The organism is Pectobacterium sp. S5, assembly GCF_051707265.1.
Taxonomy (GTDB): Bacteria; Pseudomonadota; Gammaproteobacteria; order Enterobacterales; family Enterobacteriaceae; genus Pectobacterium; species Pectobacterium polare.
In genome coordinates, this window is record NZ_JAULSZ010000001.1 from 561,525 (window position 1) to 587,735 (window position 26,211).

22 protein-coding genes and 1 pseudogene are annotated in these 26,211 nt (G+C 55.0%); 7 read left to right on the forward strand and 16 right to left on the reverse strand.

Annotated features, from left to right (window positions below; all coding sequences use genetic code 11):
- Positions 1 to 13: 13 nt before the first annotated feature.
- Both QWJ20_RS02605 and dinG read right to left on the reverse strand, forming a co-directional pair.
- The gene (locus tag QWJ20_RS02605) at positions 14 to 1,444 is read right to left on the reverse strand and encodes a serralysin family metalloprotease (RefSeq protein WP_433991762.1); all 1,431 of its coding nucleotides are present in this window, start codon (positions 1,442 to 1,444) and stop codon (positions 14 to 16) included.
- 520 nt (positions 1,445 to 1,964) lie between these two features.
- Positions 1,965 to 4,064, reverse strand: a complete 2,100-nt coding sequence (gene dinG / locus QWJ20_RS02610) for an ATP-dependent DNA helicase DinG (RefSeq protein WP_174878297.1) — start codon at positions 4,062 to 4,064, stop codon at positions 1,965 to 1,967.
- A gap of 149 nt (positions 4,065 to 4,213) precedes the next feature.
- Between dinG and QWJ20_RS02615 the strand changes: the two genes are divergently transcribed.
- The 3 genes from QWJ20_RS02615 (at position 4,214) to QWJ20_RS02625 (ending at position 5,973) form a co-directional block, all read left to right on the forward strand.
- Positions 4,214 to 5,059, forward strand: a complete 846-nt coding sequence (locus QWJ20_RS02615; RefSeq protein WP_205557838.1) for an AraC family transcriptional regulator — start codon at positions 4,214 to 4,216, stop codon at positions 5,057 to 5,059.
- A gap of 52 nt (positions 5,060 to 5,111) precedes the next feature.
- Complete coding sequence (locus QWJ20_RS02620) at positions 5,112 to 5,759, forward strand: LysE family translocator (RefSeq protein ID WP_433991763.1); 648 nt, start codon at positions 5,112 to 5,114, stop codon at positions 5,757 to 5,759.
- A 106-nt stretch (positions 5,760 to 5,865) separates the two neighbouring features.
- Entirely contained in the window at positions 5,866 to 5,973 is a 108-nt protein-coding gene (locus tag QWJ20_RS02625; RefSeq protein ID WP_039480143.1) for a membrane protein, read from the forward strand.
- A gap of 144 nt (positions 5,974 to 6,117) precedes the next feature.
- On the opposite strand, the gene idi is transcribed toward QWJ20_RS02625, so the two are convergent.
- Entirely contained in the window at positions 6,118 to 6,648 is a 531-nt protein-coding gene (idi, locus tag QWJ20_RS02630; RefSeq protein ID WP_433991764.1) for an isopentenyl-diphosphate Delta-isomerase, read from the reverse strand.
- A 100-nt stretch (positions 6,649 to 6,748) separates the two neighbouring features.
- Positions 6,749 to 9,055 carry a beta-glucosidase BglX gene (gene bglX, locus QWJ20_RS02635; RefSeq protein WP_433991765.1) on the reverse strand — a complete coding sequence of 769 codons (2,307 nt, stop codon included), beginning with the start codon at positions 9,053 to 9,055 and terminating at the stop codon, positions 6,749 to 6,751.
- A gap of 393 nt (positions 9,056 to 9,448) precedes the next feature.
- Between bglX and QWJ20_RS02640 the strand changes: the two genes are divergently transcribed.
- On the forward strand, positions 9,449 to 10,135 hold the full coding sequence (locus tag QWJ20_RS02640; RefSeq protein ID WP_433991766.1) for a glutathione S-transferase family protein: 687 nt from the start codon (positions 9,449 to 9,451) through the stop codon (positions 10,133 to 10,135).
- A gap of 75 nt (positions 10,136 to 10,210) precedes the next feature.
- On the opposite strand, the gene pbpG is transcribed toward QWJ20_RS02640, so the two are convergent.
- The 8 genes from pbpG to dusC form a co-directional block, all read right to left on the reverse strand.
- Entirely contained in the window at positions 10,211 to 11,158 is a 948-nt protein-coding gene (gene pbpG, locus QWJ20_RS02645; RefSeq protein ID WP_039480136.1) for a D-alanyl-D-alanine endopeptidase, read from the reverse strand.
- Between the two features lie 149 nt (positions 11,159 to 11,307).
- Positions 11,308 to 11,817, reverse strand: coding sequence for a DUF6622 family protein (locus QWJ20_RS02650; RefSeq protein ID WP_433991767.1), 510 nt, complete (start codon positions 11,815 to 11,817; stop codon positions 11,308 to 11,310).
- A gap of 62 nt (positions 11,818 to 11,879) precedes the next feature.
- On the reverse strand, positions 11,880 to 12,236 hold the full coding sequence (locus tag QWJ20_RS02655; protein ID WP_174871404.1) for an FMN-binding protein: 357 nt from the start codon (positions 12,234 to 12,236) through the stop codon (positions 11,880 to 11,882).
- Positions 12,237 to 12,296: 60 nt separating this feature from the next.
- The gene (gene cyaB, locus QWJ20_RS02660) at positions 12,297 to 12,839 is read right to left on the reverse strand and encodes a class IV adenylate cyclase (protein ID WP_433991768.1); all 543 of its coding nucleotides are present in this window, start codon (positions 12,837 to 12,839) and stop codon (positions 12,297 to 12,299) included.
- Positions 12,840 to 13,237: 398 nt separating this feature from the next.
- On the reverse strand, positions 13,238 to 13,786 hold the full coding sequence (locus QWJ20_RS02665; RefSeq protein WP_433992372.1) for a hypothetical protein: 549 nt from the start codon (positions 13,784 to 13,786) through the stop codon (positions 13,238 to 13,240).
- Positions 13,787 to 13,802: 16 nt separating this feature from the next.
- Positions 13,803 to 14,750 carry a homocysteine S-methyltransferase gene (gene mmuM, locus QWJ20_RS02670; protein ID WP_433991769.1) on the reverse strand — a complete coding sequence of 316 codons (948 nt, stop codon included), beginning with the start codon at positions 14,748 to 14,750 and terminating at the stop codon, positions 13,803 to 13,805.
- Entirely contained in the window at positions 14,743 to 16,155 is a 1,413-nt protein-coding gene (gene mmuP, locus QWJ20_RS02675; RefSeq protein WP_095699116.1) for an S-methylmethionine permease, read from the reverse strand. Before mmuP ends, mmuM begins: the two co-directional genes overlap by 8 nt.
- A 187-nt stretch (positions 16,156 to 16,342) precedes the next feature.
- A complete protein-coding gene (dusC, locus tag QWJ20_RS02680; RefSeq protein WP_119889575.1) occupies positions 16,343 to 17,275 on the reverse strand; it encodes a tRNA dihydrouridine(16) synthase DusC in 933 nt (310 codons plus the stop codon).
- 227 nt (positions 17,276 to 17,502) lie between these two features.
- Here dusC and QWJ20_RS02685 point away from each other — a divergent pair, with 227 nt between their 5' ends.
- Positions 17,503 to 18,174, forward strand: a complete 672-nt coding sequence (locus QWJ20_RS02685) for an epoxyqueuosine reductase QueH (protein ID WP_095701890.1) — start codon at positions 17,503 to 17,505, stop codon at positions 18,172 to 18,174.
- Between the two features lie 138 nt (positions 18,175 to 18,312).
- Here QWJ20_RS02685 and QWJ20_RS02690 read toward each other — a convergent pair whose 3' ends face one another.
- The 3 genes from QWJ20_RS02690 to QWJ20_RS02700 are packed head-to-tail and all read right to left on the reverse strand — an operon-like array spanning position 18,313 to position 24,037.
- On the reverse strand, positions 18,313 to 19,734 hold the full coding sequence (locus tag QWJ20_RS02690) for an efflux transporter outer membrane subunit (RefSeq protein WP_433992373.1): 1,422 nt from the start codon (positions 19,732 to 19,734) through the stop codon (positions 18,313 to 18,315).
- Positions 19,727 to 22,876, reverse strand: coding sequence for an efflux RND transporter permease subunit (locus QWJ20_RS02695; RefSeq protein ID WP_433991770.1), 3,150 nt, complete (start codon positions 22,874 to 22,876; stop codon positions 19,727 to 19,729). Before QWJ20_RS02695 ends, QWJ20_RS02690 begins: the two co-directional genes overlap by 8 nt.
- 3 nt (positions 22,877 to 22,879) lie before the next feature.
- Positions 22,880 to 24,037: an efflux RND transporter periplasmic adaptor subunit gene (locus tag QWJ20_RS02700; protein WP_433991771.1), complete on the reverse strand. Its 1,158-nt coding sequence runs from the start codon at positions 24,035 to 24,037 to the stop codon at positions 22,880 to 22,882.
- A 131-nt stretch (positions 24,038 to 24,168) separates the two neighbouring features.
- On the opposite strand from QWJ20_RS02700, the gene QWJ20_RS02705 reads away from it, so the two are divergent.
- Both QWJ20_RS02705 and QWJ20_RS02710 read left to right on the forward strand, forming a co-directional pair.
- Positions 24,169 to 24,783 (forward strand): TetR/AcrR family transcriptional regulator, encoded by a 615-nt coding sequence (locus tag QWJ20_RS02705; RefSeq protein WP_433991772.1) that lies wholly within the window; start codon positions 24,169 to 24,171, stop codon positions 24,781 to 24,783.
- Entirely contained in the window at positions 24,776 to 25,975 is a 1,200-nt protein-coding gene (locus tag QWJ20_RS02710; RefSeq protein WP_433991773.1) for a multidrug effflux MFS transporter, read from the forward strand. Before QWJ20_RS02705 ends, QWJ20_RS02710 begins: the two co-directional genes overlap by 8 nt.
- Positions 25,976 to 25,992: 17 nt before the next feature.
- Here QWJ20_RS02710 and QWJ20_RS02715 read toward each other — a convergent pair.
- Positions 25,993 to 26,175, reverse strand: a pseudogene (locus QWJ20_RS02715) (AraC family transcriptional regulator); the annotation flags it as partial.
- Between the last annotated feature and the right edge of the window lie 36 nt (positions 26,176 to 26,211).

A 26,211-nucleotide genomic window follows, 5' to 3' on the forward strand; every position in this document is an offset into this window, starting at 1 on the left:
CGTCCTTGCTACATCACACGATAAAATCGGTTGCCGCAGAAGGCTGACCAACAATATGTACAACAAAGTCTGGCGTGGTCTGACCGGCAAAATTCAGCCACAGATCGGTGGTATTGCTATCGGCATTCCAGTTAAGCAATGCTTCATTACCCAGTCCGGTGAATGAATTGACGAACTGCAAATCACCTTTTTGATTCAACGCTGACAGATCGATTTTGTCGATACCGCGTTGGAAATCAGTGATGGTGTCATAGCCGTTCTTATAGGAAGAATCGCTCGCGCTGGCATAGACAAAAATATCTTTGCCCGCACCGCCCGTCAGCGTATCAGCACCGCCGCCGCCGTAAATGACGTCATCGCCAGCACCACCGTTCAGAATATTATTCGCGTCATTGCCGATAATAATATCATTGCCGGAGCCGCCAATGGCGTTTTCGATCGTGACGCCGTGAGCGATAGAGACGTTACCTTTCAGGCCGCCAACATCAGAGAATCCGCCTTCATTCAGGTTGATACGCTGATCGTTTCTGTAACCAGAGAAATCAAACGTATCGTTACCACCTGCATCCCAAACGGAGAAAATCAGTTTTTGGCTATTGCTGGTGGTGGTATAGAAATCACGGCCGGTATTGGAGTTGAAGCCGTATACCGTATCACCGGTACGCGTGTTCATGTTTGCACCGTACAGATATTGGATTGCCGTGATGTCATCAATCAGCGGACCCGCAGCATAGTGCCCCTGGAAATCGCCCCCAGTGTTTTGCTCACTCCAGTAGCTCATCAGGCTGAACTGGCGTGTATCTTCCGCGTAGGTTACATCGCGGTAGGTCGGGTTGCCTTCGCCGGCATTGTAAGAACCCGGGTGATTCAGGCCCAGCGCATGACCGATTTCATGCGTCAGCGTCTGCTTGCCGTATTCCGTCGCCGGATTACGCACCGTGTCGGCGTTGTAGTTAAACCAGGCGCTGCCCGCTGCCGAGTGGTTACCCGGCATATAAGCATAAGCCTGAGTATCGTAGTCCAGTCGGCCACTTGAATCACGGGTGTAGTTACCAAACGTGATGGTGGCTTTTTGAGTAGCGCTAACCTGAGTAAACGTGATATTAGCGACATCTGACCACGATTGCAGAGACAGTTTGGCTTGTTGTTCCTGGGCTGCGCTGAATTTCACAAAGCCCTGATCGCCAGAAGGGATAGACTTCACGTCCTGTAAGAACGAATAGGTCAAATTAGCGGATTTACCGAATACATTCGTGCCATTCCAGGTCAGGCCGTCGCGGACGATTTCCTTGGCTGCCAGATCGCTTGTGAACGAGGGTTTGCCATTAAGCTGTCCATCGCCACGGGAGTGGTAATTATACAAGTCGTACACATCACTATATCCCGTACCCGCTGCATGCAATGCCGATTCAGCGGTATCCTTATCTTCATCTCGTAAAGCCATCTTTTCTTCTCCATAAGTCTGATCGGGATGATCAGAATCCTAAATCCCTTCATGCAAGCGAGGTATTGCATGTACCGCACATAGCCGCGGTCTAATCGTCTCCTGGGTAGACAACGCTCACTAAAAATATTTATATCCAAAAAACGCATATAAATAAAAATTATCTCTATAAGGAAATAATTAAGAAAGAACGCCAATTATTTTCGTTATTATCAAATGATAAATAATAAGGTCACGGTGACTAATTTTTATTATTGGTATTGAGATGGACAGCAAGAGAAACGGATGCCAAGCGGCATTCATTTTTGAAAAGGAAGGAATTTTTATTCACTGCGTTAATTTTCATCACGGTTCCTGTCCTTGGTTGATAAAACCGCGCCACGTAATGACATACTTTGTCACACGTATTAACGGCATCCTTGCTGTTCCGAGACAAATCTAACAAATAAGAATAAAAAAATATAGCGCTAAATAGGGACTAATTACCCCCTTATTCGGGGGACGGATATAGAGGATTTTGTTATGGCATATCCCGTTGTTCAATCGGGAAGACGGGCAGCGCCGCCAGCAGCTGTGCGCCATAGCCTTTGGTCAACAGGCGACGATCGTAAATGACGATTTCACCAAAGCAGTCATGGCTACGAATAAGGCGTCCAACCTGCTGGATGAGGTTAAACGAGGCGCTAGGCAAACTTTGTACGATAAACGGATGCCTTTTGAGGCTTTTTAACCATTCGCCTTCCGTCAGAATCACTGGGCTGTCGATAGGCGGAAACGCAATTTTATGGATATGCACCTGAGTAAGGAGCTCCCCTTTCAGATCCAACCCTTCCGCAAAGGACTGTAAACCAATCAGCACGCTGGTCTGGCCTTCCTGTACCCGCTGACGATGTAGCTCGACCAGCCTGTAGCGCGGCTTATCTCCCTGAACCAGCAGCATCAGGCGTAAATCGGTCACCTGCGTCAGAAAGAGCTGCATCGCACGCTGGCTGGCAAACAACATCAGCATCCCTTTATGCTTATCCTGTTTTAGCTCCGCTCGGAAAAATTGTGCCATTTCAGCAATATGCTGCGCTTCAGATTCCATCAGCGGTTCATAACGCATTTTGGGAATCACCAGACGCCCCTGCTCGCGGTGGTTGAACGGCGAATCCAGCGCGATGAAGGTGTCCCCTTCCTGCTCGCTAAGGCCAGAAAGCTCCTGTATACGAGAAAAACTGTTCAGCGAGCGCAGCGTTGCCGAGGTCATCACAACGTGCGAGACCTTCCCCCACAGCAGCCTTTCAAGCTGATCGCAAACGCGAATCCCCGCACAGTGCAGGTGAAGATGCGGCTGGTTATCGCGCATTTCGCGTGTGATCCATTTGGAGACCGGTGCGTTCGATGATTTCTCCATCGCCGCCAATCGCCACAGTTTACTCATAGACTCAAGGTAGCCCTGTTGGCGACTCATTTTCAGTAATGCCTGATAGACGCGCACCACGTCATGCTTGCCGGTTTTCTCGCTGAGATCGTTAAGCATATACTCCACCAGCGCCCGCAGCGTGTCCGTCAGTTTGAACAACCGCACGCAGAGTTCACGCATTTCATCCGGCATTTTGCCCATCGCAAAACGGTATTCGGTTTCCTGTCCGTCATGCGGAAGAAACAGCCCGCACATTTGCGAAAAAGACAGCACGCACTCGCGGATCTCCTCACAATGGCTGGTTAACCGCTCGCTGTTAGCGAGTCGCGGAGGTGACTTAGGGGCAAATTGCGCCATGCACTGGCCGATAAGCTGCACCAGCTGTTCCAGTTGCGCCATCATATACGCAGGATGAATATCGCCGGACATCTCCAGCGTATCGCGGGCAACATCGGGGATATGATGCCCTTCGTCGAGCACCAACAGGAGATTCTTAGGAGGAGGAAGTACCGATTCGCTTTCCATCGCCGCCATCACCAGCGCATGGTTGGTGACGACAACATCGGCCTGCTCGATCTCACGCCGGGCGATAAAGAACGGGCACTCGCGGTAATAATGACAGTTGTGCGCAAGGCAGTTCGCTTTGTCCGTACACAATTTCTGCCACAGGCTATCGTCAATTGAATCTTGATAATGATCGCGCAGCCCATCCCAGGCGTGACCTTGCAGCGCTTTTTCAAGCCGCACACAGGTACGTTTTTCCTCCTTGCTGGCAGACATTACTTCATCATCCAGAAAGAGTGGTAAATCCCCCTGCGCATCGGGATCGGTTGCCAGCATCGCTAGATTACGTGGGCAAATATAACGACGACGGCCAAATGCAGCAGTGAATTTCAGTTCGGGAATAAACTTCTGCAACAGCGGCAAATCTTTGCTGTAAATCTGATCCTGCAACGCCACATTCGCGGTGCTGACCACCAGCGTTTTGTCCTCCGCACGTCCTACCGCAATACCCGGAATCAGGTAAGAAAGCGTTTTCCCGACGCCGGTTGGCGCTTCAATAGCCAAATGGCGCGGGTAATCACCCGCTAGCGTTTTCGCCACTTCGGCAATCATCTGTCGCTGGGGAACGCGGGAAATAAAATCCGGGATTTGCTCTTGCAGGGCCTTATACCATTGACCAATCTGCAATTTTATTGCGGGGGACAGCGTCATGCATACTCTGTATCTGGGTAATCTGGCCGCCATTGTCCCACAGACGCCCGGCGACGTCAGCCGATATCACGTTCGTGACCATTCCGACCTCGACAATCGTCTGCCCAGCGATTAGGGTTAAGCCCCCTATTTGTCACGAGCGGTAAGTTATGTCTTCAGTCCACGCCATTAACCAATCGTACTGGTTTTCGCCACGACTACCGCATGTTGAAAGCCGCAGCACGCGCAACAGCAGCCACGCCTATAAAACACATAGCCATGCGCAGTTCTCGATTGGCGCGATAGAACACGGCGAAACGCTTTGCCATTACCGCAACGAAACCCATCACTTGCAGGTTGGCGATCTGATCTTCATCGATCCTCAACAGCCGCACAGCTGTAATCCACTTCCCGGAAAAACACGCAGTTATCACATGCTTTATCTGGATACCGAATGGTGTCTCGATCAGATCGCGGCTCACTGTGGTTATCGGGCGGAGACCTTGCATTGCAACCGCGTTGTTCTGCGCGATCCCGCACTGTTTATACGTTATCAGCACGTGGTTGCCCTGCTGTATCGGGGAGACATAACAGCGGCGGATAATCAGCTCAAAGCGATGCTCGAACCCATTTGGCGACAATATTGCCTGCCTGCGCCATCCTGTTTGCCCACCTTACCCCATCATGCTTCGCAAACCACGACGCGACACGTACGCGAGCGTCTGTTGAATAATTTGCAAGAGTCGCCCTCGCTGGAAACGCTGGCGGAGGAGCTAAATCTGCGGCGTGAAACCATCGTGCGACAGTTTCGTCACGATACCGGCATTACACCGATGGCCTTCCTGAATAATGCCCGTATCGAATATGCTAAATCGCTGCTGAAACAGGGCACCCCGCTGGTTGATGCCAGCTACCAAAGCGGCTTCTGCGATCAAAGCCATTTCCACAAAACGTTTGTGCAATACACCGCCGCAACGCCGGGTCAGTACGCGCGATCAATATTTGACAATAAATAGCGGAACGCCTTGTCTAGACTGGCCTTGATTATTTATCGAGGTCAGAAATATCATGTTTATCAGCACCCTTTTTTCCGCCGATTCGCTCTTTCCCACCCACTTTCCTGCTCTGGCGCTGGCGCATTTTGTGGCGTTACTAAGTCCTGGCCCAGACTTCTTTCTACTGACAGCCTACGCCATTCGCTACCGACTGCGCGGCAGTGCGGGAATTTGTCTGGGCATTGCGCTGGGCAACGGCGTTTACATTCTGCTGGCGGCGATCGGCTGGGTAGGCATTCAATATTCGCCCACGCTGTTTACCCTCATCGAGTTAGGCGGTGCCGCTTATCTGCTCTGGGTTGGTTATCAGCTAGTGAAAAGTCGCTCTGTGCTATCGCTACAGGCGGAACAGCAGTCCGACCGTTGCCCGACGCTGCGTAAACAAATCCTGCTGGGGCTCGGTTCGGCGCTGTTGAACCCCAAAAACATGCTGTTCTACATCAGTCTGATGACCAGCATTCTTGGACAACATGTGACACCTACGCAGCAAGTCGTCAGCGGTAGCTGGATGTTTTCTGTCGTTCTGGTGTGGGATCTCTTGATCGCCGCGCTGATCGCTCGCCCGCTGATTCAGCAGCGTTTAACCCGCTGGCTTAACCCGATTGAGCGCGGAGCCGGTGTCATTCTGATGTTTTTCGGTCTACTGTTGTTATTTCGGTAATTGTTATTTCGCTAATGAAGGGCAGTTAAAAAGCACGGCGCGTTTTGGCCTTGTTTCATGGGCGGAAGGCTTTATAATTCGGGGCAATTAACAAAAGGATAACCTGATGACTCTTAAAAAAATCGGTATTATCAGTCTCTTTGCCCTGCTTGCCTTAGGTGGCATCTCCGGCATGATGCTGGTGGGTTACATTATTATCGTGCACTCGGGCTGAGGCTTTCGGCCCGCCGTGCGCACTCTATTCTTACGGCACCAATACACTAACGCACGAACGGTGCCACACGGAAACACGGCAATTAACGCGATTATTTAGTATAAGTGACTGTTTTAACTAATGTAATTTTTGTAACTAATGCGACTACTCTGACTGAAACGTCTGCCAGTACTCAGGAATACGCGCGAAGGTCAGTTGGAACCAGGCTGTAAACTGTTCGGGCATCGCCACCATCTGCTGGGCAATCTCGTCTATCGACTGGTATACATAGTTCGACACTTCATCGGGATTTATCTGCGGCACATCGTCCGTCACACCAAAATACACATGCCCCAGTTCATGCTCAATCAGCCCGTTATCCAGCGGCAAACGATAGGTCAGCGTAAACATCGGCGTTAGCGCACAGCGTAACCCCATTTCCTCATACAAGCGGCGATGTGCTGCCTGCAACGTCTCTTCACCGGGCGCAGGATGGCTACAGCAGGTATTACTCCATAAACCGCCGCTGTGATATTTCCCCTCTGCGCGCTGCTGCAATAACAACTGCTGGCGAGAGTTGAAAACATAGACGGTAATCGCACGATGTAATGCTCCTTTTACATGCGCTTCCTGCTTTTCCATTACGCCCGTTGGCCTGTCATTTTCATCAACCAGCACCACTTCAGTCAACGGCATACCTTTCTCCTGCAATCCCTGATTCTCCGACAATTACACTGTATTACGGTCATCACAATTCGTCTCGCCGCCAGTATTCCCGGCGGCGAGACAAACATCATTATAGCAGGGTGAAGCTATCGCTCTTCACACGCTGTGAATCCAGGCCAATCATTACATTGAACTTACCGGGTTCCACCACCTGCTGCATGCGGGCATTGTAGAACTTCAGCGCGTCCTGATCGAGCGTGAAGGTGACCGTGCGGGATTCTCCCGGCTGTAGCATCACTTTCTCAAAACCACGCAGCTCTTTCAGCGGACGGCTGATGGAAGCCACCACATCATGGAGATACAGCTGGACTACCGTTTCCCCTGCGCGGCTGCCGGTGTTTTTCACCGTTACGCTAGCGTTGATCGTCCCGTTACGCTTCATGGTCTGACTGGACAAACGCACGTCTGACACGCTGAACGTGGTGTAGCTCAAGCCGTAACCGAACGGATAGAGCGGCCCGTTGGCCTCATCGTAGTAGTGAGAGGTGTATTTGCCTGGATTTTCCGGCGTGTAAGGACGGCCGGACGGCAGGTGATTGTAATAAATCGGGATCTGGCCGACGGAACGTGGGAACGACATCGGCAGTTTGCCAGACGGGTTATAGTCACCAAACAGCACATCGGCGATCGCATTTCCCCCTTCCGTACCGCTGAACCAGGTTTCCAGTAACGCATCAGCTTGCTGATCTTCACGCACCAGCGCCAGAGGGCGTCCGTTCATCAGTACCAGAACCAGCGGTTTACCCGTGGCTTTCAGCGCGGCAATCAGGTCACGCTGGCCTTGCGGCAGGTCGATGTTCGAACGGCTGGACGCTTCATGTGCCATCCCGGCCGCTTCGCCAACCACTGCGACGACGACATCCGCCTTCTTCGCTGCTGCTACCGCTTCATCGATCATGACCTGCGGCGAACGTTTATCCACCTGAACAGCATCTTCATACTGATTCAGAAAATCGATAATGCCTTTGTGATTACTGACGTTGGCACCTTTGGCATAAAGAATGGTGGCTTTATCGCCGACGGCATTCTTCAGGCCCTGATAAACGGTAATCGTCTGTTTCGTGACGCCCGCAGCAGACCAGCTTCCCATCGTATCGCGCTGGCTGTCAGCCAATGGCCCCACAACGGCAATCGTGCCTTCTTTCTTCAACGGCAGCGTTTGCAGGCGGTTTTTCAACAGCACCAGACTCTTACGCGCCACGTCACGCGCATCCAGACGGTGTAAGCGACTTTCCGCATTGGTATCCACCGGATCGGAACCGACTGGCCCCAAGTGACGATACGGATCTTCAAACAGCCCCATATCATATTTCACGTTCAGTACCTGACGGCTGGCATCATCGATCTCCTGCACGCTCACCGCCCCGCTTTTCACCAGCTCAGGCAGATAACGCACGAAATACTCGTCGCTCATGCTCATGCCGATACCGGATTTAATCGCCAGACGCGATGCATCACGCGGATCGCTGGCCACGCCGTGCTTAATCAGTTCTTTAATCGCGCCGTGATCGGTAATGGTAATGCCTTTGAAATTCCACTGATCGCGCAGAACGTCTTTCAGCAACCAACTGTTGGAGGTGGCTGGCGTGCCGTTGATTGAGTTCAGCGCGACCATCACACCGCTGCTGCCCGCGTCAATCGCCGCTTTGTAAGGCGGCATATAGTCCTGGAACATGCGCTGAGGGCTCATGTCCACGGTGTTATAGTCACGTCCACCTTCCACCGCACCGTAGAGCGCGTAGTGTTTTACGCTGGTCATCAGCGAGTGGCGTCCGGTTACGTCATCGCCCTGAAAGGATTTGACGACCACACCGGCAATTTTGCTGGTCAGCCAGGTATCTTCACCGAAGCCTTCTGACACACGACCCCAGCGCGGATCGCGGGTGATATCCACCATCGGCGCCCAAGTCATGTTCAGGCCGTCTTCCGTCGCTTCATACGCCGCTACGCGCGCACTTTTCGCAATCGCATCCATATCCCAGCTAGAAGCCAGGCCCAGCGCGATAGGGAAAATCGTGCGCTGGCCATGCACCACATCGTAGGCGAAAAACAGCGGAATCTTCAGGCGACTGAGCTGCATCACCTGATCTTGCATCTCACGGATATCTGGACGGGTCACTGTATTAAAAATCGCGCCAACCTGGCCGTTTCTGATCATTTCCCGAATGGCTTCTTTCGGGTTATCCGTCCCGACGCTGATTAATCGGAGCTGGCCGATTTTCTCTTCCAGCGTCATTTTCTTCAGCAGATCCGTGACAAACGCATCACGTTGCTGATGTGAAGGCGATATTGAGGCCGGCGCAGACGTCAGCTCCTGCGCAAACGCCGGATTACAGGCAAGTCCAATTGCTATAGTCAGTGAAGTAAGCCATTTCATTCGTTATAAAGACCCAGTCAATCCAGGCGTCAGAGTCAGAACAGCGCGCTGAAGCACAAGACAGGTTGAAGATTCCGACGGTCACATCCCTTCTCTGACAAGGCAAAAAACACCTTCTCCTGCCTTAAGCGAATAAGGCTTCCCGATAGTGGTTGCCGCACCGACGCACTCAAATGCACAGCGCGTAATATAGTGCATTTGTTGAGGTTTCATTTAATAAAAACTGCAAGAATAATGCTAAACGATACGCAAAATTCACATTCCCCGCCTTCCGTTTGCACCATCATCCTGACAGCAATGCGCAAAACCGATAGACGAGCCACGGAGAGGAGGATGATTTCTCCCACCTTTCGTGCTAATGCTAAGGCTTCGTTAACACAAGGAGCATCAGACATGTATCAGCTGTATATCGCCAATAAAAACTATTCCTCTTGGTCACTGCGTCCGTGGGTGCTGTTGAAAGCACTGTCGATTCCTTTCGAAGAGAAACTGGTTGCCTTTGCGCCGGGCATGTCACAGCCGGCCTTTAAGGCCTTTTCGCCGACGGCAAAAGTTCCCTGCCTGATCGATGGCGAAACCACTGTCTGGGATTCGTTGGCGATTACCGAATATCTGGCTGAACAACATCCCGGCGTCTGGCCTGCTGATGCCAAATCCCGCGCCTGGGCACGCTGTGCCGCTGCCGAAATGCATTCTGGCTTTACCGAGCTGCGTAATATCTGCTCCATGAGTTGCGGCGTGCGCGTTAAAATGAATGAGATATCGCCTGCCCTCAGTAACGATATTAACCGCATCTGCGAACTGTGGCAGGAAGGACTGACGCGCTTTGGCGGACCGTTTCTGGCAGGAGAACAGTTTTCAGCCGTGGACGCCTTCTTTGCGCCGGTTGTCTTCCGTATCAAAACCTATCAACTTCCCGTTTCGCCAGAAGCCACTGCCTATTGTGAGCATCTGTTAGCACAGCCTGCCATGCAGCGTTGGCTACAGGATGCATTAGCGGAAACCTGGCGTGAAGCTGCGCATGATGACGAAGTGAAAAAAGCAGGTGAAGTGACAGAGGATTTTCGCGCTCGAGCGTGACAGCCCGTCAAGCGGTGGCCCGTTCAGCCACCGTCAAGACATACCCTTCCGAAGCATCAGGAAGGGGAGTACTGATTATTCGGTTTCGATACTCGCCATGCTCTGCGGTTGGCGGGAAGCCAGTGATTTTTGTTTCTTATAGCTCAACGCGGCGGCAGGCACCTCGCTGACCTTACCGGTTTCAATCCACTTACGCAGGCGGTTAGCATCCGCAAAGTGCGTGTATTTACCGAAAGCATCCAACACCACCAGCGCAACAGGCCGCTGATTAATGACCGTACGCATCACCAGACAGTGCCCTGCCTGATTCGTGAAGCCCGTTTTAGTAAGCTGAATGCTCCAGTCCTCTTTATAGACCAGATGGTTCGTGTTTCTGAACGGCTGGCTGTACGCCGGGTGGGAGAACGTCGCGGTTTTCTCCTGTGTGGTACTCAACTGGCCCAGCAGCGGATATTGCTTGCTGGCAATCAGGAGTTTGGTGAGATCGCGGGCAGTTGAGACATTATTGATAGACAGCCCGGTCGGCTCCACATAGCGCGTGTGGGCCATCCCCAACGCACGGGCTTTGGCATTCATCGCGCGGATAAATGCCTGATAGCCGCCCGGATAGTGGTGCGCCAGACTGGCCGCCGCGCGGTTTTCTGATGACATCAGCGCCAGTAGCAGCATGTCACGGCGACTGATCTCACTGTTCAGACGAACGCGCGAGTAGACCCCTTTCATTTCTTTCGTCTGGCTGATATCGACAGAGATGATTTCATCCAGCGGTTGATTAGCATCCAGCACCACCAGCGCCGTCATCAGTTTCGTCACCGAAGCAATCGGCACCACCACATCAGGATTGCTGGAATAAAGGATGTGGTTATCACGCAGATCCACGACCATGGCGCTACCGGAAGCAATTTCCTGATGCGCCGTGCCAGCGGAGTACGTCGGCGCTTTCGCCACAGCCTGAGGCAACATCACAGCATGGGTTGATAGCACCAACAGGCCAAAAAGAGAAAGCTTAAAATTTTTAGTCATTCTTCAATAACTTAAACAGTATTCTGTTAAATGAAAGGGATGGGCATCGGCATTATAATTTACCGCCCTTCCCTGCGCACTCATACAGCAGAAAAGCTTTGTGACAAATGTTGACAGACGATTTAAGTAAACTACTGTTTTTTATCCTGTTACGTCAGAGACGGTCTTATTTTGCGCATGTGGTTGAGCAAACGCAGACTGACGCCGCTGAATATCCCCGCGGTAATCCCACTTGCCGCGCCGGACAGCAGGCAGAATAAAGGGTCATGCGCCAACGCGGGAAACAGAGCCAACTGGACGGAAAAGTAAAAGTGAGAACAAAACGTCAGCAGCATCAAGACCAGCGACCACCACGAACCGGTGCGTTGAAAACGGCGCGATTCCGGCAAGTAAATGCCTGACGTTTTCCCCCACACCCATCCGATGCCCAGCCCAATCATCAACGCCAGCAGAAATCCGCCAGCCGCCGCAAGCGGGAGCCGCAGCGTATGAAAAATCGCGCTGATGCCCCACACCATGAAAATGGTCGGCACAACTAACATCCGTGCCAGCGATTGCTGCCGTGGCTGGCTGGCTTTTACGCCGGCATAAATCAGGTAACCCAAAACGATCCACACCCAATAAGGCGTGTGACGCAGAATCATCAGCAGGTTTTCCACGGCAGTGCGACTCCTTAATCACTTAGGCCTTCATCAACGGTGATAACCAAAAATCGGAGTGACTACGGCGTGACTTTGGCCTGTTCCAGCGCCTGTTTCACTGCGTTAATCACGCCCTGACTCGATAACGTTGCTCCCGTTACCGCATCCACCTTGTTAATGTCCTGCTTCTCAATGAGTTCCGGCACAATCTGATCCGTCGCGCTCAGCATCATCGCTTCCGTATCACCATGCTTCAACACTTCAGCATTGGCGATCTTCCCGTCTTTAATGCTGACCGTGACCTCAACCTCTGCCGCCTTCCCCTGCGCTTTACCGATGTAGGCACCGTCTTTATAGTGCACCACCTCGCTACCATGAACGGACAGAGAGAACGCCATCACTACCGTAGCCAGCATCGCCGAAATAGATTTTTTCATCATTTCCCCGTGTGCAAATAGAACAATAAAAACAACAATTCAATAACCAGAAAAGAACAATTAATTAAAACCTAATAATTGATAATAAGATTTCGTTTCAATATTATCCAATGGCAATTGAAGCCGTAATGCACACTCTATACACCGTTCTCTGAGTGCTTTCAACTGGGTTTCATCATCGGTCATCACTGATATTTCGACGAAATATCCCAGTGATTCAATATAATCGAGCGTAATATGGAAGGCGTTTAAAAAGTAGATGCTGCGGATTTTATGAATTTCAAAAAGAGGTTGATACCCCAACGTCTGTAACATGCTGTCGGTTTTTTCAAAGCCTTCAACGTTAACCGCTTCACAGCGATCGACGCCCGGCCCTTTCACAATCCAGAGCTTAATGCCCGATGGCTCCATGCGGCGCACCAGCATTTTGATATTTTGCTGTCGCAGACTATTCTCTACATCATCGTAATAAACATCATGTTCTTTATTTTCAAAGACGAAAGCCTCGGGATGAAGGCTAAAAAGCGTATTCCTAAAAACGGCTATATCGTCGATGCGAAATTTAAGTTCAACTTCATATTTCCCTGTGAAATGTTCAACCATGTTCTTTCCCCTCACTGGATTCCCTGAAATAAAATTGACTCTCCGCCACATCGATCAGCGCTTTATTACGCTGTCATACGGAAATTCAAGATAATAATGATTCGGTCATCCGTAAAATAGATCATACAGGTAACATAATATGGCCCAATGGCCGTCCTCTCATCCTCCTTGATTAACACCCTACGTCCTGTCACATCCTGGCACTGCAATGGCATGACCTCGATAATCATGCCGTGTTATTACCTTACAACGTCAGATATCCCGAGTGCAATTTCCTGGCAATGAATATCTGTAGATGAATGCTATCGGCGATTTCCCAGCAAAAAAATACGGTCAGAACCCTTGCTGGACGCTGACCGCCGTTAATAGTAGCTGAGAAGAGGAAAACCGCTAGTTCTTCACGCAGCAACTGCTGGTAATAGCAAAATCAGTGCAGAATCGAAGCCGTGATGGTGCATAAACTCACGAAAAATCAGCAATCGGGCGGAGAAAGCGTTCTCTAGCGGAATCCCCTCCCAGGTCGCCGGACTCCCCAACATGACGCGTTCCAGACGTTTAAATGTCCGTTCCATGTCATCTTGCGGTAAACGCCAGCCTGCTTCCTCTTCTTCTGCTCCCGAAATCTGTGCGAGGGCCACCAATGCTGGGTCGAAAGAAAACAGAACGGAATCCGCAGGGATGTCGTGGCGAATACGCGTCACTTCATCCTCTACCGCCATGATCGCCCGCTCCATTTCGTCCGGCGTGGGGGGAAGATGCTTGAAAAACGCCGACGCCGTTTTGTCAAAACCGATGGTCAATTGCAGGGTTGCCGACGGTTGTGACGCCGTTCCGCAGACAACCGTCGTCTGCTGTTCGCCAATGTACAGCACCGTTACCGGCACTCCCGGCGCGACACGCTGTCTGGCAAGCGAGTACGCCTGTTGCAGATTCACATCATTTTCCATCACGGCATCCCCTTATTTAGTGCTGACCCTCATGCTGGCAGCAGCGTGCAATACCGGCGATATCAGCGGGCGTGGTTCGGCAACAGCCACCAATCAGACGTGCACCTGCTGCCTGCCACTCGGGCAAATAGGCTGTCAGCGAGCAGGCGTCATCGTGGGCGTTGCTCCAGGTTTTCGTTACCGCATCATACTGCTCGCCGGAATTGGGATAAACCACCAACGGCAAATCCGTCAGCGAGGACAGGTGCGTCAGCGCTGGCGTCACGTTTTCCAGCGCGATGCAGTTGATACCCACAGCGACCACCTGCGAACAGGCATTGACCCGCGCCAGCACGGTGCGCAATGGCGTGCCGTCGCTGAGGTGTTCGCTGTCACGCAATGTGAAGGAGAACCAGGCCTGCGCCTGAGGGAACTCGGCCAGTAACGCAATCAGCGCCTCTATTTCGGTAAAAGACGGCAGCGTCTCGCAGGCCAGCAGATCGGCACCCGCCTCATGCAGTGCCGCGATACGCGGCCGATGAAACGCCATCATCTCGGTCTGCGGCAGTTGGTAATCGCCGCGATACTCCGAACCATCCGCCAGATAGGCACCGTACGGCCCTACCGATCCCGCCACCAGCAGCGTCCCAGCTTGCGGATTATCGCGACGGTAATCATCCCGCGCCTGCGCCGCCAGTTGTACGCTCTTGGCAATCAGCGCCAGTGACTCCGCTTCGCTATACCCGCGCGCCTCAAATCCTTGCGGCGTCGCCTGATAGCTGGCGGTAATCGCACACTGTGCCCCAGCTTTGAAATAATCGAGATGCACCTGATAAATCAGCGCCGGATTTTCAACCAGCACTTTCGCCGACCACAGCGGATCGGTTAAATCACAGCCGCGCGCTTCCAGTTCGGTCGCCAACGCACCGTCCAGCACAATCGTTGATGCCGTTGCCAGCATTTCGGTAACCGTATTCTTACGCAATGTCTTCCACTCCCGTTAATCTACGTTTCTTCATTGACTGCGTGAAATAATAAGCACCATAGCACAGCGCAACAAACGGAATTCCACACCACAGCGCAATCCGCTGGCTTGGGTCAAACGCCAGCCCGACGCAGGCCAACAGGCACAGCAGGAAGCCAAGAATCGGCGTGATGGGGAACCAAGGGGCGCGATATTGCAGGTCGGAAAGCGGTTTTCCCGAGCGGACATGATGACGGCGGAACATATAGTGCGAGGCGCAGATACTCAGCCACACCGCCACCACGGCAAAACCAGAAATCGCGGACAGTGCCACGTAGACGGTATCTGGCGCGACCACGCTGGAAAACAGCGCCAACAGCCCGCCCAGCATACTGATGGAGATCGCAAAAAGCGGAATGCCACGGCGCGTCAGACGAGAAAAACGGCGCGGCAACGTGCCTTCGTTGGACAGCGACCACAGCATACGCCCCGAGGCATACAGTCCTGAGTTAGCGGCGGACAGGATCGCCGTCAAAATCACGAAATTAAAAATATCGGCGGCGTAAGGAATACCAATCTTTTCAAACACCAGCACAAACGGGCTTTTCGCGATACCGGCCTCTTCCATCGGAATGAGTGCCGCCAGCACTAGCACCGTGCCCAGAAAGAAGATCACCAGTCGCGCAACGGTAGTACGAATCGCCATCGGCACGACCTTCTGAGGATTCTCGGTTTCTCCAGCCGCGATGCCGATCAGCTCCGTACCGGAGAAGGCGAAGTTCACCGCCACCATCGTCATCAATATTGGCAAGCCACCGTATGGGAGCCAGCCAGACGCGGTAATGTTCTGGAAGAACGGCGCAGGTGAACCGTCCTGCATCGGAATAAAGCCAAACATCGCGCCCGCACCGAGCACGATAAAAGCGAGAATCGTGACAACTTTAACGATAGAGAACCAGAATTCCCCTTCGGCAAAGAAGCGGGACGACACGATATTCAGCAGATAGATCAGCACACAAAACAGCAGACACCAGGTCCAGACCGGCACCTGTGGGAACCAATACTGCATGCAAAAACCGGCAGCAGTCAGGCTGGAACCTAGCGCAACCGTCCACGTCAGCCAATACAGCCACGCCACGGTATAACCCGTAGCCGGGCTGAGATAGCGGGACGCATACACATGGAACGCTCCGGTTTCCGGCATGGCGACGGACAGCTCACCCAGACTCAGCATCACCAGATACACCACCAGCGCGCCGATCAGATACGCCAATAGCGTCCCGGCCGCACCCGTCGTGGAAATAATGTAGCCCGTATTGAAAAACAGGCCAGTGCCGATGACGCCACCGAGCGAAAGCATCACCAAATGGCGAGCCTTCATGGTGCGCTTAAACTGCCCTTCCGTGCCTGATGCATGTTGTTCCATGATGACCTTTCGTTATAGACGTCTAAACTTCCAGATAGATGGAGTGTTATACCGTCAACCGATTCGTAAAGTAAAGTACAGGCCAGTTGGAGAGTGATGAGGTGCGTTAAATCTGAACAACGTGATGAGAACACGAAGCGTAGGAAGGCAGATGTAGGAAGGTAGAAAATGAGGAAACAGTGAGTCTCTATGGCTCACCAATCACACGGGCGATATCCGCCGAGGTTTTTAACGTGCGGATCTCGCTGAATAACTCGGTGGCGTCGTCGTACTCTTTACGCAAATAGCCGAGCCACTGTTTGATGCGCGCGACGTGATACAGCCCTGTGTCGCCCTGCTTTTCCAACTGCACATACTTTTGTAGCAGCAGCATGACCTCCGGCCACGGCATACGCGGTTCGTTATACTTAATCACGCGGCTCAGGTTCGGCACATTCAGCGCACCCCGCCCGATCATCACCGCGTCGCAGCCCGTTGTCGCCATACAGTCCTGCGCACTCTGCCAGTCCCAAATTTCGCCGTTGGCAATCACCGGAATTTGCAGGCGCTGGCGGATTTCCCCTATTGCCTGCCAGTTAATGCATTCGGCTTTGTAACCGTCTTCCTTCGTGCGGCCATGTACGGCCAGCTCGCTGGCACCCGCCTGCTGCACCGCGTCGGCAATTTCAAACTGGCGAGCGCCGGAATCCCAGCCCAGCCGAATTTTCACCGTGACTGGCAAGTGTGCTGGCACCGCCTCACGCATCGCTTTTGCGCCCCGATAAATCAGTTCAGGATCTTTTAACAGCGTCGCCCCGCCTCCGCTGCCGTTCACCAGCTTCGACGGGCAACCGCAGTTGAGATCGACGCCATACGAGCCGAGTTCTACCGCTCGCGCCGCATTTTCCGCCAGCCATTGCGGGTATTGCCCCAGTAGCTGAACACGTACCAGCGTGCCTGACGGCGTGCGGCTGGCATGGTGTAATTCCGGGCAAAGGCGATAAAAGGACTTAACCGGCAGACACTGATCCACCACGCGTAAAAATTCGGTGATGCACAGGTCATAATCATTTACTTCAGTCAGCAGTTCTCGCACCAATGAGTCGAGAACCCCTTCCATCGGGGCAAGCAGAACACGCATAACGCTACTCGGTAACCATTCGATCGTTAATCACAGCCATTCAGGCCAAAAAAAGCAGGCAATCTTAGGGGGTATTGTACGAGGAACGCAACGGGAAAGATAACGCTGGGCAGGCCATGAGGTTGCCTCTTGTGAACATATCATCAATAATTCGTGACGAACTTGTGCCGACACCGTCCTTGCGGACCACAACGAAGTGACCATTTCTTATGTCGAATGTCAAAACTATGCAGAACGTCAAAACCGCTGCACTGCAACGTCCACAGCTTTCTCTGCCGAATAATGCCGACAAGCTGTTGCTGCACTCCTGCTGCGCGCCCTGCTCTGGTGAAGTCATGGAAGCCATCACCGCTTCTGGCATCGATTACACCATTTTCTTTTATAACCCCAATATCCACCCGCAGCGTGAATACCTGATCCGTAAAGAAGAAAACATCCGTTTCGCCGAACAGCATAACGTGCCTTTCATCGATGCAGATTACGATTCAGATAACTGGTTTGAACGCGCGAAAGGCATGGAATGGGAACCGGAACGCGGCATTCGCTGCACCATGTGTTTTGATATGCGTTTCGAGCGCACGGCGCTGTACGCCGCAGAAAACGGCTTTAGCGTCATTTCCAGTTCGCTGGGGATTTCACGCTGGAAAAACATGCAGCAGATTACCGAGTGTGGGCATAACGCCGCGCAGAAATATCCCGGCGTGACCTATTGGGATTACAACTGGCGCAAAGGCGGCGGCTCGTCGCGCATGATTGAAATCAGCAAACGCGAACGTTTCTATCAACAGGAGTATTGCGGCTGCATTTATTCTCTGCGTGATTCCAATAAGCATCGCAAATCACAGGGGCGCGATATTATCCGCATCGGTAAACTGTATTACGGTGATGAAACCGAATGATCGGTTAGGCACGTCATGCAACGTGCCGTTTCGCTGCGTCTGATTGCGTCGTCGTTACCGGATAGAAAAGATGGCGCTCAACGAATACTAACTTAGCGCGCCTCTTCTTATCAGCGCCATCTCTGACTAGCCTCGCTGTTACAGCGTTGCCACGCCGCCGCCCAGGGCGTTATACAGCGTAATCAGGTTATTCAATCGCGTCTGTTCCAACCCAATTAGATTTTGCTGGGCGCTATAGAGCGTACGCTGCGCTTCCAGCATGTTGAGGTAGGTATCCACCCCTTCGCAGTAGCGGCTGTCCGCCAGGCGATAGCTGCGCTGCGCCGCCGCCACATAGTCTCGCTGCGCGGCTTGCTGCTGATCCAGCGTACCTTTGCGCGCCAGCGCATCCGCCACCTCTTTGAACGCCGACTGAACGGCTTTTTCATAGCTGGCGATATAGCCCTTCTTCTGCGCTTCGGCATAGTCCAGCGCGGCCCGGTTCGCGCCGCCGTCAAACAGCGGCAGGCTGACGCTGGGCGCAAACGACCATACGCCCGCGCCGTGGCTGAACAGGGAGGAGAGCGCGGTGCTGCTGACCCCGCCGCTGGCGGTGAGCGTCACGCTGGGAAAGAACGCCGCTCGCGCCGCGCCGATATTGGCATTGGCCGACTTCAGGGTATGTTCCGCCTCCTGCACATCCGGGCGTTGCAGCAACACAGACGAATCGATCCCGGCGACCACCGGCACCACCGCCTGCGCCAGCGCATCGAGGTTCTCGGGCAGCAGCGACTCGCTCACCGTTTGCCCCACCAGCAGGTTCAACGCGTTGTAATACTGCGCCACGCTGGTGGTATTGCTGGCAACATCGACCCGCGCCTGTTGATAGACGGTTTCCGACTGCGCCACATCGACGCCGGACGCCACGCCGTTACGCTGGCGTTCTTGCGTCACGTCCAGCGACGCCTTGGCGCTCTGCAATGTTTGCTGCGACAGCGCCAGATCGCTGCGCGCTTTCGCCAGCGCCACATAGCCGCTGGCGGTGTCGGCGATCAGCGTCAGGCGCGTACTCTTTTCCGCCTCCGCCGTCGACAGATAGGTTTCCAGCGCCGCCGTGCTCAGGCTATGTACTTTGCCGAACAGATCCAGCGTATAGGCGCTGTTGGCGAGCGACGCGCTGTAGGTCTGGGTCATCGCCGTGGTGTTGACGCCGCCCGGCGTGGTCGAAGTGATAGAACGTCCGCGGCTGCCGTCCATGCCGGCGTTAACGGTCGGCAAGGTGTCGGCCCGCTGAATGCCGTATTGCGCCCGCGCCGCTTCCACATCGGCGATCGCTTTGCGCAGATCGCGGTTATCGCTCAGCGCCAGCGTAATCACCTGGCGCATTTTTTCATCGACAATCACTGTGTTCCACGGGATATCACTCGCCGCCGTCGCGCCTTTCTGCTCGGGCGCATAGGCAGCGCCCTGCGGCCAGGACACCGAGACCGGTGCCGCCGGACGCTGGTATTTCGGATCCAGCGATAAGCATCCGCTCAGCAGCCAGGGCAACAACAGGGCGGCCCATTTGGGATTATGCATCATGGTTATTCTCTTCCTTCGACGTGCTATGACTCGCGACCCGTTTGATCTGCGGGAAAATACGGCGTACCAACATAAAGAACATCGGTATCAGGAAAATCGTCAGAAGCGTCGCGGTCAGCGTACCGCCGACGATGCCCGACCCGATGGAAATACGGCTGTTTGCCCCGGCCCCGGTGGCGATCGCCAACGGCAGCACGCCCATGATGAACGCCAGCGAGGTCATCAGTACCGGACGTAAACGCACCGAGGCGCCTTCCAGTACGGCTTCAAACAGCGTGGCCCCGCGCCGGTAGGCCAGTTCGGCAAACTCAACGATCAGGATGGCGTTCTTGGCGGAGAGGCCGATGGTGGTCAACAACGCCACCTGGAAGTAGACATCGTTTTCCAACCCACGCAGCGTTGCCGCCAGCACGGCGCCGACCACCCCGAGCGGGATCACCAGCATGACGGAGAACGGAATGCTCCAGCTTTCATACAGTGCCGCTAGGCACAGGAACACCACCAGAATGGAGATGGCGTACAGCGCCGAGGTTTGCCCGCTTGATTGGCGTTCCTGGTAGGAGAGCCCGCTCCATGAGTAGGTAGTACCCTGCGGCAAGGCGGACGCCAGGCGTTCCATTTCGTCCATCGCCGCGCCGGAGCTGACACCGGATGCGCCGCTGCCCTGAATTTCATACGACGCCAGTCCGTTATAGCGCGAGAGGCTTTCCGGCCCGAAAGTCCAGTGCGTGCTGGCGAAGGCGGAGAACGGCGTCATGGCGTTATCGCTGCCACGGACGTGCCACTTATCCAGATCTTCCGGCTTGCTACGGGAATCGACATCGCCTTGCATGTAGACTTTTTTCACCCGACCGCGGTCAAGGAAATCGTTGATGTAGGTTCCGCCCCAGGCGCTGCTCAGCGTCGCGGTGATATCGCTCATGGACAGACCGAGCGCGTTGGCTTTTTCGTTGTCAACATCCACCTGTAACTGCGGCATCTGCGCCAGTTCGTTAGGACGCACCGCGGAGAGCAGCGGGCTTTTCTGCGCCGCGGCCAACAGTTGGTCGCGCATCGCCAACAGCGTGGTACGATCCGTGGTGCCGCTGGCCTGCAATTCGAAGGTAAACCCGCTCGACTGCCCCAGGCCATCCACCGCCGGCGGCGTCAGGCTAAACACCTGCGCGTCACGCAGTGACGAGAGCGACTTCATCGCACGCTGGGCGATGGCGTCGGCGCGATTCTCCGCGCCCGGACGTTCGCTCCAGTTTTTCAAGGCCACGAACGCCATCCCGGCATTCTGCCCGCTGCCGCTGAAACCGAAGCCGGTAATCACGAAGATGGCTTTGGTATTGTCCTTTTCCTGCGTCAGGAAATAGCGCTCAATCTCTTTGCCCACTTTCTCAGTGCGCGCGGCGGTCGCGCCCGGCGGCAGGGTGAACTGCACCATCACGTCGCCCTGATCTTCCGTTGGCAAAAAGCCAGTGGGCAGCCGCATCAGCAGCAGCCCCATCCCCACCACAATCGCGCCATACAGCAGCACAAAGCGCAGCGGACGCCGCAGGATCTGCGCCACCTTACCGCGATGCCCATCTTGCAGGGATTGATAGCCGCGGTTGAAGCGGGCGAAGAAGCCTTTCCCCGTCGCATCGTGCGCTACCGGGCGCAACATGGTCGCACAGAGCGCCGGGGTCAAGGTTAACGCCACCAGCACCGACAGCAGCATGGCGGACACGATGGTGATGGAGAACTGGCGATAGATCACGCCGGTCGAGCCGCCGAAAAACGCCATCGGCAGGAAGACGGCGCTCAATACCAGCGCCACGCCGATCAAGGCGCTAGAGATTTCCCGCATCGAACTTTCGGTGGCTTCAACCGGAGACAGCCTTCGCTCGCGCATCAGGCGTTCCACGTTCTCCACCACCACGATGGCGTCATCCACCAGCAGGCCAATCGCCAGCACCATGCCGAACAGCGTCAAGGTGTTGATCGAGTAGCCGAAGGCCGACAGGATGCCGAAGGTCCCAAGCAGCACCACCGGCACCGCAATCGCCGGGATCAGGGTGGCGCGCCAGTTTTGCAGGAACAGGAACATCACGGCCACCACCAGCGCAATAGCTTCAAACAGCGTTTTCACTACTTCTTCGATGGAGATCTTGATGAAGTCGGTGCTGTCTTTCGGGTAGGCGATCTGGTAGCCCTGCGGCATGGTGTGCTCATATTCCGCCACCTTGGCTTTTACCCGCTCCGCGGTCGCCAGCGCGTTGGAACCGGGTGCCAGCATCACGGCAATCCCCGCCGCCGGATGGCCGTTGAGGCGAGTCATGATGCTGTAATCCTCATCCCCCAACTCAACGCGCGCCACATCGCTCAGGCGCACCAGCGCGCCGCTGCTGTCGCTTTTCACCACGATGTTGTTGAACTGCTCGACCGTTTTCAGCTGCGACTGCGCCATGACGGTCGCCGTCAGCTGTTGATCGCTGCGCGACGGCAATGCGCCGATCTTGCCCGCCGCCACCTGCACGTTCTGCGCTTCGATAGCGGTAGAGATATCGGACGGCATCAGGCTGTAGGCTGCCAATTGCGTCGGGTTGAGCCAGATACGCATCGCGTACTGCGAGCCGAACACCTTCACGTCGCCGACTCCGGTGACGCGCGCCAGCGGGTCTTGCAGGTTACTGACCATGTAGTCGGCGATGTCCGCCGAACTGGCGCGATCGCTGCTGTCGTACAGCGACATGATCAGCAGGAAGTTGCTTTGGGACTTGGTGACGGTGACGCCCTGCTGCTGTACCTCGGTGGGCAGCCGCGACAGCGCCTGCTGAACTTTGTTTTGTACCTGAACCTGCGCGGTATCAGGGTTGGTGCCCTTCTCAAAGGTGGCGGTAATTTTTACATCGCCGCTCGAACTACTGGAGGATGAGAAATAGAGCAGGCCATCCAGCCCGGTCAGCTGCTGTTCGATGATCTGGGTGACACTGTTTTCCAGCGTCTCCGCCGAGGCGCCGGTGTAGGTGGTATTGATGGAGACCGACGGCGGCGCCACGTCCGGATACTGGGCGATGGGCAGCGATGTGATCGCCAACACCCCGGCCAGCATGATGACGATCGAAATCACCCAGGCAAACACCGGGCGATGAATAAAGAAACGCGAGAACATCGTTTACTTTGCCTCCGTGCTGGCAACAGGCGCTTGAGCGTTGGCGCTCGAAGAGGCAGTTGCCTCGTCGCTGGCCTCAACCGGGTTGACATGCTGCCCCGCGCTCACCTTGTCGGTGCCTTCGATAATGACGCGATCGCCCTGCTGCACCCCATCCGTCACCAGCCATCGGTTGCCGATGGCCTGAGCGGTCACGACCGTGCGCTGCTCCACCTGCTGTTGGCTATTCACCACCAGCGCCACAGCATTGCCCTTGGCATCGCGCGTGATGCCCTGCTGCGGCACCAGGATGGCGTTCGGGTCCTCGCCCTGCGCCACGCTGGCGCGCGCATACATCCCCGGCAGCAGCAGATGCTGCGGATTAGGGAATTCAGCGCGCAGCGTCACACTGCCCGTCGATTCGTCCACCACCACTTCCGCCAGGCGCAACATGCCAGTTTCGGCGTATGTGGTTCCGTTTTCCAGCGTCAGGGAGACCGGCACTTCTGCGGCTTTCTGCGTCGCCTGTAGCGCCAGACGCTGACGGCTGGATTGGGTCAAATCGACATAAATGGGATCGAGCTGACGGATCGTCGCCAGCGCCGTGGTCTGGCTGGCCGTGACCAGCGCGCCGGGCGTGACGGTCGAGATACCGATACGCCCGCCAATCGACGCCTTGATTTGCGTGTAGTTCAGGTTAATGCGCGCGGTGCTGAGCGCCGCCTGTTTCTCCGCCACGCTGGCGACGGCGGCGTCATAGCTGCTTTGCGCATCGTCGGCATCCTGCTGTGACACGCCTTCGCTTTTCAGCAGGCGCGCATAGCGCTCCGCCTTCAGCTTGGTCGAACGCACCGTGGCCTGCGCATTTTTCAGCGTGGCGGCGGCTTCATCGTAAGCCGCCTGATAGGTCGCGGGATCGATCTGGTACAGCACCTGCCCCGCCTTGACTTCGCTCCCCTCGGTAAACAATCTCTTTTGAATGATGCCATCCACTTGCGGACGGACTTCCGAGACCATCGCGGCGGTGACTCTGCCGGTTAATTCGCTGCTCAGACGGACAGGCTCCGTATGCAACGTTTTCACCGTGACGTCCGCCACGGGCGCTGTCGCCGTGGAGGCCCCCTCGTCACGACAGCCGGTAGCCAGCAATACCAACATGAAAATAAAGTGCTTACTTTGCATGAAATCATGCCCTATAATTTAAATTGAGAATGAACGTTCATTCTCAATTCTAAAGAAGCTTATTTAGAGATGTTGATAAGTTTTTGTAAGGTTTTCGTAAGGCGCATTTTCCTGACGTTAAAGAGGTTCATATGCAGGCAATAATGAGTAAAGAAGAGCGGACACAACGCCGCCGCGATCAAATTATCGCTGCGGCGCGGGTCTGCTTTCGCCGCGGCGGATTTCACGGCGGCGGGATGGCGGAGATTGCCAAGCATGCCGAACTGAGCGTTGGGCAGATTTACCGCTATTTCGACAATAAGAACGCCATTATCGAAGAGATCGTACGGCGCATTACCAACGACAAGTTGCAGTTTATGGAATTCGGCATCGACCATGCCAGCCATATTCGCGACACCGCGCTGGCGCTCTCGCTGCGCGGCAAGCAGGACGCTGGCACCGTGCGCGAAGACGATCGCGCGCTGATGCTGGAGGTCACCGCTGAAGCCACCCGCAATGCGCGCATCGCCGAGATCCTGCAAGAAGCCGATGACCGCTTGTTTCAACAGGCTTGCAGCCTGATGGCGCGCCACTATCCGCATTTCACCGCAGCGCAGATTGCGGCCCGCGTGGAACTGGTCGCAACCCTCGCCGAAGGATCGGCATTTCGCGCCGTGCTGCATTCGCAAGCCGCCGACGAACTGCTGCATCAACTCTATAACAATCTGTTAAATCATATTTTTACGATATCTGAACGCCATGAATAAAACCGCTACACAGCCGCTAAGCGGCTCGACCCGCCTGAGCTATGCGTTGGTCCTTGGCCTGTTGGCCGCACTCGGTCCACTCTGTACCGATCTCTATCTGCCGGCGCTACCCGCGCTGAGCAACGAACTCTCCACCTCGGCGTCCACAGCGCAGCTGAGCCTGACCGCCGGACTGCTCGGCCTCGGTGCCGGACAGCTGCTGTTCGGCCCGCTAAGCGATGCGCGCGGCCGCCGCGGGCCGTTGTTGACCTCGCTGGCGATTTTTCTGCTCACCTCAGTGTGGTGCGCGCTGGCGCCGGATATTCATCAGTTGATCATCGCCCGCTTCCTGCAAGGTGCCTCCGGCGCAGGCGGTGCCGTGTTGTCGCGCGCTATCGCCCGCGACCTATACAGCGGTCATGAACTGACGCGTTTTTTTGCGCTGCTGATGCTGATTAACGGGCTGGCCCCGATTTTGGCACCAGTGATGGGCGGCGTGCTGTTGCGCGTCATGGACTGGCGCGGCATCTTCGTCGCCTTATCGGTCATCGCCGTTCTGCTGGTGGTGATTTCCGCCTGGCGTCTGCGTGAAACCTTGCCCCCCGAGCGCCGCATTACCGGCGGCGTCGGCAAGCTGCTGCGCTCCATCGCCACGCTGCTGACCCAGCGCGAATTTATGGGCCTGTGTCTGACGCAAGGGCTGGTCGGCGCAGGGATGTTCGCCTATATCGGCGCCTCTCCGTTTGTGTTGCAGGAAGTGTATCAGCTCAGCCCGCAGGCATTTAGCCTGTGCTTTGCCATCAACGGCGTGGGGATGGTACTCAGCGCCCAGATCGCCACCGCGCTATGCCGTAAGAAAGGCGAGCTGGCGGTGCTGAAAATGGCGTTGTGCATCGCCGTACTTGCGGCGTTGGCGCTGCTGGTGGCCGGTTTTGTTCAGGCGCCGTTGCCGGTGATCATGGTGCCGCTGTTCATCACAGTGTCCATGATTGGCCTGATTGGGCCTTGCGCCTCGACGCTGGCGATGCAGGAACAGGGCAGTCTGGCCGGCAGCGCCTCGGCGCTGATCGGCACCAGCCTGTTTATGCTCGGCGCCCTCAGCACGCCGCTGACCGGCATTAACGGCACCTCGGCCTTCTCTATGGCGCTGGTGATCTTTATCTGTTACGCCCTCGCGGGCGCGACCTTTCTGCTGGTGCGCCGCTCGCGCTAACGGTGCCATTCCCACACTATCAACGGATCGCTACCAAATATCCGCTCTTTTGCACAGATCGACGCCGGGCTGCGATCCCAGATTTGTTCGGCCAGCTGTCTCAAGTGCGCATAGTCAAAATACCGGTGTACAGAGCTGAAGTCGCCACGGATATCCCAGGTCAACGAGCTCTGTTTCGGCATCAGACAGAAACGATCTGGTCAGGCACGCCGTGCGGCGTGCCGTTTTCACTGCAT